Raw genomic sequence first — 13,375 nt, 5'->3', positions numbered from 1 at the left:
CCTAAGTAGATTATTAACTATAAAAGTTGCAGTAAAATAGTAAAAAATATGTCATTTGAAATATTTGGTAATTCATTAAGTTTTAAAATTGGTAAATTATTTGGAGGTATTTTAAATAAGAAGCTATTTAAAAATAAAGTTTTTTTAAGCACTGAAGGCAAGAGGCTGGAAACAATCAACGTGCAAACTGTAAAATACGGTAAGGAAATACCAATTGTTTATGGAAATGTGAAATTAGCAGGTAACATAATATGGGATTCAGGCTTAAAAGAATTAAAAAATGTTATTTCCAAAAGCCATAATACTCCAAATCAAAGTTCAGAGTATTCTTATACTAAATATGAATACAAAATTTCACTTGCAATTGCCCTATGTGAAGGCAAAATTGAAGGCGTTTCAAGAATTTGGATCAATAATGTAGGTATAAATAAAAGCTTATATAACATCCGTGTTTATAACGGTTCAAATCAGCAATTACCCGATCCTCTTATTGAAAAAGTTGAAGGAAAGGGAAAAACGTGCGCATTTAGAGGAATTGCATATGTTGTGTTTGAAGATTTTCCGATAAGTAAATTCAAAAATCAAATTCCAAAATTTAATTTTGAAGTTATAAGAAATAGTAATATCAATAACCCAAATAATTTACAGAATTTGATAAATTCGGTAGTTATAATACCTGGAAGCGGAGAGTATGTTTATGACACGCAAATACAGAAAAAAAGCTATTACAAAAATGAACCTTATGAATACATAGAAATAAGTATTAATAATAATACAGATCATAGCCAAAGTGATGCTGTGGTTTCCTTAAATCAGCTAAAAACAACATTGCCAAATGTAAAATGGGTATCGCCTATGGTTAATTGGTATGCAACTAATTTAGATGCAGGGATTTCTAAGATATTGCCAGGTGTCGAATATCAAGGTGGAAAAGTAACAGTGACTCCCGATGAATGGAAAGTTTCAAATTACGACAGAAATACTGCCTATGTCATTTCTAAAAAACATAATCAACCAATTTATGGTGGCACAATAAATGACATGAGTATTTTGAGGTTTTTGGATGAATTGAAGAACAGGGGATACTCAATTATGTTTTATCCAATGGTATTGGTGGATGAACACAATAAACCATGGAGAGGCAGGATATATGCAAATAATGAAAGTGATGTAAACAATTTCTTTGACGGGGAGATTGGTTATAATCAATTTATTTTACATTATGCAAAGCTTGTAAAGGGTAAAGTTGATGCTTTTTTGATTGGGTCTGAGATGATAGGGCTTACAAAATTTAAATCTAAGGGAGATAAATTTCCAGCTGTTGAAAAATTAATTGAGTTGGCAAAGCAGGTGAAGGAAATTTTGGGTAAAAATGTAAAGATATCATACGGGGCAGATTGGAGCGAATTTCATCATACCGATGGTGGATGGTATAATTTAGATAAACTATGGGCATCTGAGTATATTGATTTCGTTGGGATTGATGCATATTTTCCTCTAACAAATAATAATAAAACAACTTATGAGCTTCAAGAGGTCATAGATGCTTGGGAAGCAGGGGAAGGATATGACTATTACCTTGATGCTAAAGGAAAAAAGCAACCGCTTGATGCAAAATATGCATGGAAAAATATTAAGTGGTGGTGGGAGAATAAGCACATAAATCCTGATGGCAATAAAACAAATTGGCAACCCAAATCTAAGAAAATATGGTTTACGGAAATAGGGTTTCCCTCAATAGATTGTGCCACCAACCAACCAAATGTTTTTTATGACCCAAGTAGTGCTGAATCTAATATTCCAAAGCATTCAAAAGGAAAAGTGGATTTTCAGGCTCAAAAAATAGGTTTACTTGCAACTGAAATGAAGTGGAAAGATTCTAGCATGATTGAAAATAAGTTCATCTGGGCATGGGACGCAAGACCATACCCAAGTTGGCCAGATAGAAGAGATGTTTGGGCAGATGGTGATTGCTGGATTAAAGGACACTGGATACAAGGTAAATTTTTTCAATCTAACCTAAATGCCGTGCTACTCGATATATGTAAAAAGGCAAATTTGAAACCAGACCAAATAGACGTTAGCAAAATCAATAGTGACATCATTGGTTTTTGTATATTTGATAACTCAGCTGCAAAAAATATCATCAAAGACCTAAGTAAATTATATCACTTTGCCGTATATGAGGAGGGGCAAAAAATTGACTTTATTCCTAAAGAGAGCAGGGCGCTCAATCAGATTGATAGTGGTGATATTGTGGTTAAGCAGGACGATATGCAAAGCACGTTTTCAGTTTATAAATTAGGTAGTGAGGAGCTCATCTCTGAAGTGAAATTAAACTATATCCTTTATGATCAAGAATATGTTTTAACCAATGCAACTGCCAAAAACTATCAACTAAATCATAATAATGAATTTTTCATGGATGCTTCAATAATCTTAACTGAATCTGAAGCTGATGGAATGGTGCAAAAATTACTGAACGATTTTAGCATCCAAGACACAATTGTAGCCTTTGCATTACCAATTACATATGCATATCTAAAGCCCAACGACCTAATACAAATTGAATATAAATCACAATGCTATACTCTTGAAATTGTTAAAATTGAAATAAAAAACATCTCAACCATCAATATTTTTGGCATCCAAGTTTCCTAAAAGCGTAGTATTTTTACAAATATAATTAAAAATTAAAAATTTTATTATAAATTTTACGTCTTCTTAACCTAATTGTAACATTTGGTGTGTATAATAGGTTATATGAGGATAATAAAACTTACTCAAATTTAACAAATAAGGAGAATTTTATGATTAATATGAACAAAATTACATTAGGTGCTGGTGTATTATATACATTATCATCTTTAATTTCTACACATGCTGAAGAAGGCAAAACATATGTTGCTGGAAACTTTGGAGTTGGAATTTCTGCAAAGAAATTTGATTATGACCCAAATCATAATGATATAGATCCAACAAAACTAAAAAACTCCATGAATTTTGGTGTTGCTTTAGGGTATAAAGTTGCAGATCATGTTCGTGCAGAGCTTGCGATTAATCGTTTTCAAAATTTCAAATATCAAGCAACTGATAAGCAAGATACAGATATGACTTATAGCCAAAAAATAAGCTCAACATCTGCGTTTATCAATGGATATTACGACATAAAAGAAATGAATGGATTTATGCCATATATCACAGCTGGAGTTGGATTTTCAAAAAACAAAGCTGGTGATTTTTCTGTTAATTCACCAAGTAATGAACCAACAGTTTTCAACGGTAAAGCACAAACAGAATTTGGATGGAATGCTGGAGTTGGAATTGCATATAACCTAAATGAAAGAATCACTTTAGATTTGCTAAATTACAAATATTACGATTTAGGAAAAGTTAGCACTGATAAAGATGATGAAGGTGATGTTTATGGAGGAAAACTGAAAGTTCACAGCATTAACACTGGAATAAGAATAAAATTTTAATTAACAAAATAATTATTAATAGGAGGCAAATATGGCTATAAAACATGCAAAAGCAACACATTACAAAGAAAATATAGAAACGAAAACAAAAAAACTTGACGATAAGTCGGTCACTCCAAAGCAAAAGATAGTAATTCAACAAGACATTGATAAACTGAAAGAAAAGCATAAGAACCATGTAAAAGCTGTTGATAAAGATTTTGATGAGCAAATTATAGCTGCCCCAACAGAAATGAAGAAAGAATTAGAAAAAGAAAGAGAAGCATTTAAGAGTAAATATGTAGTTAAAGAAGATAAAGCTGCTGCTGTGAAAGAAGTCGAAACTCAACCTGATGATCAGAATGGAAAATCTCAGGATAACGAAACTAACACTAACATTGAAACACCAGTAAAATCTGATACTAACACTGAAACACCAGTAGTTAACAATAACACTGAAATAAAAGTAGTAGAAACTAACTCAAACTTAACTGCGAAAATTAATGAAAAGGAAACTAAACCTGATGATCAGAATGGAAAATCTCAGGATAACGAAACTAACACTAACATTGAAACACCAGTAAAATCTGATACTAACACTGAAACATCAGTAGTTAACAATAACACTGAAACACCAGTAGTAGAAACTAAAACTGTAGCAACAGCAGGATCTGACGCTACTGGAGCAACAGCAGGATCTGACGCTACTGGAGCAATAAAAGAAGCGATTAAAAATGGTAAATATTACGGATTTAAAAATCTAACTGTTCAGAAGTTTGTTGATGCAAAAAATATAGATATAGAAAAAGTACCTGTAAATAATCAAAGTGTTGCTGAATTTTATGCTAGTGTAGTCAACAATACTGATGTTAGTGTAGTCAATTACTCGTGGAACAATACTGATGCTAGCACTAAAGAACAAAAATGCAAAATAGAAATCTGTAGGAAGATTACTGAAATTGAGGATATTTCTAAAGTCATTAATTATGTCGTTTTGGGTATTAATCAAAATGATAATAGTCATTGCTATAATAATGATTCTTCTAGAGTTACATTTGGTGATGATACTACCATTATGAGTTATTGGGAAATTGATTGTCAAAAATTACTGAGTGAAGAAGCATTAATCACACAGTAATCAGAATGATAGTAAAGAAAACGTCCTCATTGTGAGATAACAATAGCAAGTGTGGTGAAGTTCAGGGAAGTGTCAGGCAAACCAATAACATGGTAACTTTCCTGAATCACCACAGTTGTGCCAAAAATTTCTTTTTCATAAGAAAAGCAATATTAAATTAACAAATAAATAAGAACGAGGTAAATATGGTGAGAGATACAGTAATATTATCCATTTTTTTTGGAACAGCAGGTGGGCTTGTATATGATACAATATACGATAAAAGCGCTACTAAACAAGTATATGGGCAAATACTGCTGGGTACAGAAACACCATTTAAGGATATATGGGGTGCAGGTAAAACTGTTGTTAGTGATGTATACAATAATTCTCCATCTAAAGGCGCTATTGGAAATTTAATTAGTACTCCCGCACAAGCTGCATGGACTGCATTTCAAACTGTTGTTAGTGGAACGTATTTGGGTGTGAAAACATCTTGCATTGATATTTATAGCGGCCAAAAATATGTTTTATCTGATATTTTAGGTGAGCAGAGTAATTTAAACGGCTTAGGAACTGGAGCAGTTGTAGCGGGTATCTTGAGTATTTACAGCATAGCTACAACTCCACTTTTATTAATAAGTTTTGGAGCAGCTGCACTTACTAAATCAGGAACTAAATATTATACAAATTTACCAATTTCATTATCTAATAAAGATATAAACTCATCTTTTAATAAATTTTTTAACTCACTTAACGAATATAAACAATCAATTTTCGAAGAGTATAAAAATGAGGTATTCTCATTTAATGCAAAAAATAAGGCAGCTTTTGACAATAATAAAAAGGCATTGGCTGAAAAATATTTAGAAGAAATTGATGAGTATGTAAATAAATTTAATCCTGGAGAAAGTGATGGCTTTTGCGATAATTCAAACAAGGTAAATTTTTTTACGGTGCTTCATTATGTTCGTAAAGCAAATAAATTGCAAGATAATGACGTGATGTCGAGCAATCACAAAAATATAGAGCAGCCTGGATATAAATTTTATCAAAAATATTATAATAATAATAATATCAAGAAAACTTTTACTGAGATATGTGATTTACGAAACGATTTACAAAAATATAAGAATGATAATCATATAAGTAAGGATAGCTACCAAGAAATTTGCTCAAGAGATAAATACAGTAACGAACCTCTATGTTCAGATTTTGTTAAAGATGCATTTTTTCCTGAATTGGTTGATGCTTAATTTATAGGGGGGATTTGCCATGCATAATTATTACAATGATTTTAAATATCAAGTTAAATTTTACTATAATTTAACTAAAACAGGTGTGCATGGCTTATACAAAGACTATATTGAGTCAAATTTATTTAAAGCTTTTGAATATCTGGAAGATTCGTACTATGAGTTATTTTATGGTAAATATGTTCCGTATCAACCTGGTATCAAAGGCTATAAATGTTTGCAAAAAATTGCTTATAAGGCTGCTTATTTTAGTATCAGCAAAGATGCAGAAAAGTTTAAGCTATTAATGGCAAATTCAGAGGTGGATGATAAAGTGGATGATAATATGAACACCATTGCATGTTTTGATAAGAGATTTCACATAGATTTTAACTCATCTGGCATTGAATCAAAAAACCTCATTATATGGCGAGTTCTAATTTCTAAGGCGCCTTCAAGTGCAATATGTGAGGAGGAATTTTTTGATAAAATTATGAAGAAATTCGATATTCAAAATAATGATACTAAAAAGATCAATAAAGAAAATATCAATAAAGAGTTACAAGATTATTTTTATATGCATGACATAAAATCTGTTTCAGAATTTGAAACTCTAATAAATAATTATTGCCCATCAAAAAGTGATTTAGCTAATGGTATAGCAACAGAGAAGCATATAATTTGCACAATATTTCAAGATTTCCCTGAGATATTTCAAGATTCGTAAAGATTTTTAAATTAAAAACACATAGCTTGATGGCTGGTATTAGGTATAGCTATTAATTATGGTTGTTGAGTTAAATAATTACAATTATATATGCGTACCTAATGCCAAATGACCTAGTGCAAATTGAACATAAATCTCATAATTATATCCTGGAAATTGTCAAAATTGAATATATGGCATCTCAACCATAAATATTTTTGGCATCTAAATCACCTAAAAGCGTAATGTTTTTGCAAATATAACTAAAAATTAAAAATATTAATGTAAATTTAATCAACCTTAACCTAATTGTAACATTGGGTGCGTATAATAAGCTTATATGAAATAATTAATGAGAATGGGTATGAGCAGAATAGAACTAATTGAAGCAGGATTAAAGTTATTAAATGAAAAAAAAATTGAGAGTACAACAAATAGTGATGGTGCTATTGAAGCATTTAAATCCATTTCACATGCACTGAATTATATACATGAATTTGTTAGAGGGTCCTATTCAATAGTTGATGAGGATTGTGCAATTTATAATATGTTATTTACTCTTACAAAAAAGATTAATGAGAAGATTAAAGATGATAATCGAATTACCAATCCAGAAATAGTTTCCAATAGTATGCCAAAATTAAGTAATGTGACTGATGTTGCTTATAAGAGGTTTTCCAGCCATTACAAAGATTCGCAAAAAAAGACTACACAATTTGGTGTGGATATATCAGAAGGGTTACCTCACCAGAAAAAAACAATATTGTTTGGTCGGGTTGATGAAGATGGTGGTAAAAAAACTTTCTTTAAATTAGAGGAGCATGGCACCTATGGTTTTAAGGCGAATATACTACATGGATTGGATTTTATGAAAGCAGTGGATCCAAAGGACAAGGATTTTTCAGAAAAGAGGATTAGCAAAAAGTTAAGAGATATAATTAAGAGGATTATTAAAGGGGTTGTGAATGTAGAAGGAAATATAAATGATTCATTATCGGAAGATGATAATGAATTAATTAAGCTAATAAATGGTGGGGGAAATTTTAAAGTTTCAGCGTTAACATCAATATTTGATAAATTTAACGATGAAGGAAAAAAAGCTTATGCTAATTTTTTGAAAGATGATCACTCTGAAGAAAGTCAGGATTTAACTATAAGTAGGATTCCTAATAAAACTGGGAGTGAGTCTGTTATACAAACAAAAGATATTACTGAAGCATTAGAGAAAATTAAAAAAGATGGCACTATAAATGATAAAGATAGCTTGCATATGAGTCAATATATTAGTAATAATACAGATACAGGGAATGTACCATTAACTAAAAATCAGGTTGCTCTATATAAATCATATTGTGACTACAATACAAATGATAATGAAATTGAGCCAACCAATACCAATGATGATGTAATAAGTGTAACATCTGAAACAGTTAATGAGTATGAGTGTGTCAATGAAAGCAAAGTAGTAGTTAAGCATGAGTATTGGTATATCAATGAAAGAAAAGCAGTAGTAGAAACACAAAAGATTGGACAGCAAATTGAAAAGGAAAATAAGGATACTTATGAGTACATGTACAGTGAGAAAAAAGCGGTAAAAGTTCCAAAAGTGCAATATAATTCATATGAATATGTAAATTCAAATTTAAATTCAAATGATTTGAATAAGCCTATTATCACCAATTATCATATTAATGATAACTCAGATGATGAAAATTTTTTCGATTGTATTAATGTTTCAGAAGGATGGAAGGAGTACATGGATTACAACAAAAATAATAATCTAACATTTGCTAAAGTTTTAGAAAATATAACTGCATTAGCTGACTCAGGTGGACAAGGATCTAAGGTTAATATAAATGGGATTGAATTAACAAGCCATGGATTAAGTTTAGTTCAAAATAGATCAGTTTCTCTTGATATTAATAATGAAAAGCTTTGGGCGGGTGGAAGGTTTTTACTTAGGTTTGATACTCCAGATGGAGCAGATAAATTTTTAGCATCTATTGACACAAGTGCACTGTATAGGAGAGAAGCTGCAACTCATGGCTCACAATATAAAGGCATGGAGCTTATTGAGAAGAAAGAATTAGTGATGTCGGCGCTATTAAAGGGGTTATTATTTGGAACTCATTATGGAGTTGACCTTCAAAATAACAGTAATGTGACTGATAAAAAACCTGGGCATTTATATATTAATAAGGAAAATCACACTTTAACATATTATGCTTCAAAAATTCCTTTAATTGGGTTTAAATTTCAAAAAGACCACTATAGTGAAATACAAATAGGGATTGAAAATCACCCAGCTCCTGGAGTAATTGGTGCAATTGTGGATAAAATAGGAATTCATAAAGCAGCACATTCTAAAAGTGGAGAGTCTGATGGAATGAACCCTATTGGAACTACAAAAAATATCTACGAAGTTAAATTAAATCACGAAGGTGCTATAAAAAATATAGGGGGCTTGAATGCTTATTTAAACAAAGTAGGAATTAATGATAATTGTGTAAAAGGTAATTGGGAAACATTAGTAGATGGTGAGTATGAATACAAAAAAATTGAAGATATAAATTTATATTTCGTTAAGGATTCTAAAAACAAAGTTGTTTTTGTTCTAAATCCAAAAACTATAAAAGATGATGGAGAAGTCATTTTCAATATTAATGGTAAAATCATAGATGTAGATGAAGATAAAGTTAATCAACTTAAAGCAGTACAAGAAGATTCATTTACACTAAAGGATACAAGAGATGTGCTTCATGGTTTAATTATTATGCCTCAGGCATATAGCGTTACTAAATCTATTGCAAAAGAAGTAATCAATCCTTTTCCAAATGTATTTGGCTTAGGTAATATCAGTGATTATATACCCCAAGAGGATCAGGATAGATGTGAGGTGCTTGATGCAAGCATAGTTGATTTAGGAAGCAGAGCTCTTGAGGTATTTAATTATGCATTTGATGCTATGATTGGAAAGTTAGATATTAATAATATGTTTTACAATTTTTCAATAAAGACATTGATGCCTTATATTAAAGATGTTGATAATAAGCTTGACAACTATCCTTCTGGGTTTACAAGTGGGTTATATAATTTTTTAATAAAGCCACTGGCGCCAGATAATTTGAATGTTATATTTCATGCGTTAGATTTCTATTTTAATGGGTACTCAATCTTTGTGATTCCAGTGATGAAAGCTGGATTTGAGTATTTTGAAGATTGCACAAAAGGTTCTTTGCCAACTGATGAATCAAACACTGCATACACATATATATACAACTCACTTTATGCTGGATATTCATTTTCTAAACAGTATCTATTCTATGCAAACAATACTGGTTTATATAAAACAACTTTTTCTTCTGAAAAATTTACAAATGCTATAGGAGGAGCAATAGGAGATGTAAATAAAAAATATAAAATTGAAGAAGCAGTGAAAGACGAAAATGTTGGGATTGCTACTTATGTTGCAGATGCTGGAGTTATGTATGGTCTTTCTGGTAATAGTACAATAGCCACAGATAAAAAATGGCTTCCTGTGAAATTGGCATCTTCTTTAATTTCGTATTCATTCAAAGCCATTACCTTCTATAATACTCACAATGCAATTAAGCATGTGGACAATAATTATTTTGGGGCCAGTGATTTTGCAAATTATATATTTACAGGTGCTATCAACCTGGGGAAAGGTGCGTATAAATCTGAAGCAAGTGGGTATATGTCTGGAGGTATATCTAAACTAATTGATTATATACTAGGTATTGTTGCAAAAGAAAATAATGAGTTAAGTATAGTATCAAAGGCATTTTATGAGTTACTTAACAACGATAAACAATCAATTTTCGAAGAGTATAAAAATGAGGTATTCTCATTTAATGCAAAAAATAAGGCAGCTTTTGACAATAATAAAAAGACATTGGCTGAAAAATATTTAGAAGAAATTGAGGAGTATGTCGATGCTTTTAAAGCTGATTCAGCTACAGATTTTTGTAAATTAGAGAAAGAAATAGCAGTTTATTATACAATATTGCACTATACTCGTAAGGCAGGTAATTTAAAGGAAGAAGATGTGATGTTGAGTAGTTCTCAGAATAATGAGCATATAGGATATAAATTTTATAAAAGTCATTACGAAAAACAAGTAATAGTTCAGGATTTTAAATCTATTTGTGCATTAAGAGATTCTATTGAAGAAATGGCGAAGGAAAAGGAAAATTTAATTCAAGAAGGCGAATATAAAAAGTTTTGTAAGGATAATTCAGATAATATATTATGCTCTGATTTTGTTAAGGACGTTATATTCCCTGAATTGGTTGATGTTAATTTATGAAATTCTGTAATAGAAATGTTTATTAATAAAATTACTAAATAATAGAGCGTGGTGGTTAACAGATATTTTGATTAAACCTTAATTCTGTGCTACTATGGCACATAAAATTTTATTTCATATAAATGTCAAACGAAAGTCAAAATTACGGAGCGGATTCGATAAAAGTTTTAAAAGGGCTTGAAGCGGTTAAAAAGCGTCCAGGAATGTATATTGGCGATACTGAAGATGGTTCTGGATTGCATCATATGGTGTATGAGGTAACTGATAATTCAGTAGATGAAGCATTAGCAGGTCACTGCGATAAAGTTATAATAATACTTAATTCAGACGGTTCAGTTACAGTTATTGATAATGGTAGGGGAATTCCAACTGACATACATAAAGGTGAAGGTATTTCAGCTGCAGAATTGATTATGACACAGTTACATGCAGGTGGGAAATTTGATGATAATTCCTACAAGATTTCTGGTGGTTTGCATGGAGTTGGTGTTTCTGTAGTGAATGCGCTTTCAGAATGGTTAGAGTTAACAATTTGGAGAGAAGGGAAAGAATTTTCAATGCGTTTTGAGCATGGGCATAAAGTTAGAGAATTAGAATCAAAGGAGAGTCCTGAGCCTAATAAAAGAGGTACGCAAATTAGATTTTTTCCATCAGACAAAACGTTTTCTCATATAAATTTTAATTTCGCTACTCTTGAGCATAGATATAAAGAATTGGCGTTTTTAAATCCAGAAATCTCGATAGAGTTATATGATAAAAGAGGTGAAGAGGAGAAATCTGCAAATTTGCATTTTGAAGGAGGAATTTTAAACTTTGTTAAGTACCTTGATAGAGCAAAACACGCGATTAATAAAACCATTAGGATTACAGGAGAGTTAAATGATATAGTCACTGATGTGGCGTTTCAGTGGAATAACAGTTACCATGAAAACACTTTAACATTTACCAATAATATTCGCCAAAAAGATGGCGGTGCACACTTAACTGGTTTTAGAGGGGCGCTAACAAGGGTTATTAATAACTACATAGAAACAAATCAATTGCAAAAAAAGCAAAAAATTAAAATTTCCCCAGAAGATATGAGGGAAGGATTAACGTCGATAGTTTCAGTTCGTGTTCCTGATCCAAAATTTTCTTCACAAACGAAGGATAAATTGATAAGTGCTGAAGTTCGTACAGTGGTGGAATCTATTGTTTCAGAAGAATTTTCTAAGTGGCTTGAAATGAATCCTAAGGATGCCAAGATAATTATTGGTAGAATGGTTGAATCTGCTGTTGCAAGAGAAGCTGCGAGAAAGGCGAGAGATTTATCTAGAAAGCAAGTTGGTCATCATATATCAACACTTCCTGGTAAATTAGCTAGTTGCCAGGAGAAAGACCCTGCTAAATCGGAGCTGTTTTTGGTTGAGGGAGATTCAGCTGGAGGTTCTGCAAAGCAAGGACGTGATAGAAAAACTCAAGCAATATTGCCGCTGAAAGGTAAAATACTTAATGTTGAAAGAGCAAGGTTCGATAAAATGCTTAATTCTGCAGAAATTGGAACTTTAATCACTGCCTTAGGAGTGAGTCTTGAAGATAAAGAATTTGACCTTACAAAAATTCGTTATCATAAAATTATCATAATGACTGATGCCGATGTTGATGGAGCACATATCAGAACTCTGCTTTTAACTTTTTTCTTCAGATACATGCCAGCCTTAATTGAAAAGGGGTATTTATATATAGCGCAACCTCCTCTATATAAGGTAAAAAGAGGACAATCTGATACTTATTTAAAGGATGAAGTAGCTCTTCATAATTACCTTAAGCAAATTATTGTCAAAAACAGTATTGTTAAATATGACGCAGAACAATTGAGTGAAGATGGTGTAACTAAATTGCTAGATAAACTAATTAAGTTTTCAAACATCATTAGGAATTATAGTAACCAAATCCCAGATTATATCATAGAAGAGCTTTTATTTTTAGGATTTTTTAACAAAAATAATGATTTAGATATTGCGCTTAGAGCCGATGAACTTGTTACAAAGCTTAATAAATTATTTAAAGGAAGTGCTATAGAATGGGAAATTACAAAAACTGAATTAGGTATTCAGATTAGTAAATTAGAAAAAAGTGTCAAAGAAGTATATGAAGTAAGTAAAAATCTCTTTTCAGAGAAAAATAAAGATATAATAGTTGATCTAGTTGCAACACTAGACGAATTTAAGCAAAAGGGAGAATTTATATACAAAGATGAAATTGTAAAAATAAATTCTACCATCATTGATTTAGTTGATACACTTTTCAGCTATGCTAAAAAAGGGCTCTATATCCAAAGATTTAAAGGGTTAGGCGAAATGAACCCTGAGCAATTATGGGAGACCACGCTTGACCAAAGTTGTAGAACTTTACTGCAAGTCAGGGTAAATGATGCCAGTGATGCAGAAGAGGTGTTTTCAACTTTAATGGGAGATGTAGTTGAGCCAAGAAGAGACTTTATAAAAAGCAACGCTTTAAAAGTTTCCAATCTGGATTATTAATTAC

General features: G+C 31.2%; 7 protein-coding genes. All 7 read left to right on the top strand.

Annotated elements, in window-relative coordinates:
- Positions 1-48: 48 nt before the first annotated feature.
- The 7 genes from N3Z17_RS06025 to gyrB all read left to right on the top strand — a co-directional run bounded on the left by N3Z17_RS06025 (position 49) and on the right by gyrB (position 13,371).
- A complete protein-coding gene (locus N3Z17_RS06025; RefSeq protein ID WP_282471816.1) occupies positions 49-2,661 on the top strand; it encodes a glycoside hydrolase/phage tail family protein in 2,613 nt (870 codons plus the stop codon).
- A 149-nt stretch (positions 2,662-2,810) separates the two neighbouring features.
- Positions 2,811-3,482, top strand: coding sequence for an outer membrane protein (locus tag N3Z17_RS06020; protein ID WP_282471815.1), 672 nt, complete (start codon positions 2,811-2,813; stop codon positions 3,480-3,482).
- A gap of 31 nt (positions 3,483-3,513) precedes the next feature.
- A complete protein-coding gene (locus N3Z17_RS06015) occupies positions 3,514-4,599 on the top strand; it encodes a hypothetical protein (protein ID WP_282471814.1) in 1,086 nt (361 codons plus the stop codon).
- Positions 4,600-4,784: 185 nt separating this feature from the next.
- Complete coding sequence (locus tag N3Z17_RS06010) at positions 4,785-5,834, top strand: hypothetical protein (protein WP_282471813.1); 1,050 nt, start codon at positions 4,785-4,787, stop codon at positions 5,832-5,834.
- Positions 5,835-5,853: 19 nt separating this feature from the next.
- The gene (locus N3Z17_RS06005; protein WP_282471812.1) at positions 5,854-6,540 is read left to right on the top strand and encodes a hypothetical protein; all 687 of its coding nucleotides are present in this window, start codon (positions 5,854-5,856) and stop codon (positions 6,538-6,540) included.
- Between the two features lie 343 nt (positions 6,541-6,883).
- A complete protein-coding gene (locus N3Z17_RS06000; RefSeq protein WP_282471811.1) occupies positions 6,884-10,849 on the top strand; it encodes a hypothetical protein in 3,966 nt (1,321 codons plus the stop codon).
- Between the two features lie 122 nt (positions 10,850-10,971).
- Positions 10,972-13,371 carry a DNA topoisomerase (ATP-hydrolyzing) subunit B gene (gene gyrB / locus N3Z17_RS05995; protein ID WP_282471810.1) on the top strand — a complete coding sequence of 800 codons (2,400 nt, stop codon included), beginning with the start codon at positions 10,972-10,974 and terminating at the stop codon, positions 13,369-13,371.
- Positions 13,372-13,375 lie beyond the last annotated feature (4 nt).

Source organism: Candidatus Bandiella numerosa (assembly GCF_029981845.1).
Classification (GTDB): domain Bacteria; phylum Pseudomonadota; class Alphaproteobacteria; order Rickettsiales; family Midichloriaceae; genus Aquirickettsia; species Aquirickettsia numerosa.
Note: the sequence above shows the minus strand (reverse complement) of the source record. Positions and strands in the feature narration are given on the sequence as shown.

Coding starts and splice junctions, on each gene's coding strand:
- N3Z17_RS06025 (WP_282471816.1), top strand. CDS start 49: ATGTCATTTGAAATATTTGGTAATTCATTAAGTTTTAAAATTGGTAAA.
- N3Z17_RS06020 (WP_282471815.1), top strand. CDS start 2,811: ATGATTAATATGAACAAAATTACATTAGGTGCTGGTGTATTATATACA.
- N3Z17_RS06015 (WP_282471814.1), top strand. CDS start 3,514: ATGGCTATAAAACATGCAAAAGCAACACATTACAAAGAAAATATAGAA.
- N3Z17_RS06010 (WP_282471813.1), top strand. CDS start 4,785: ATGGTGAGAGATACAGTAATATTATCCATTTTTTTTGGAACAGCAGGT.
- N3Z17_RS06005 (WP_282471812.1), top strand. CDS start 5,854: ATGCATAATTATTACAATGATTTTAAATATCAAGTTAAATTTTACTAT.
- N3Z17_RS06000 (WP_282471811.1), top strand. CDS start 6,884: ATGAGCAGAATAGAACTAATTGAAGCAGGATTAAAGTTATTAAATGAA.
- gyrB (WP_282471810.1), top strand. CDS start 10,972: ATGTCAAACGAAAGTCAAAATTACGGAGCGGATTCGATAAAAGTTTTA.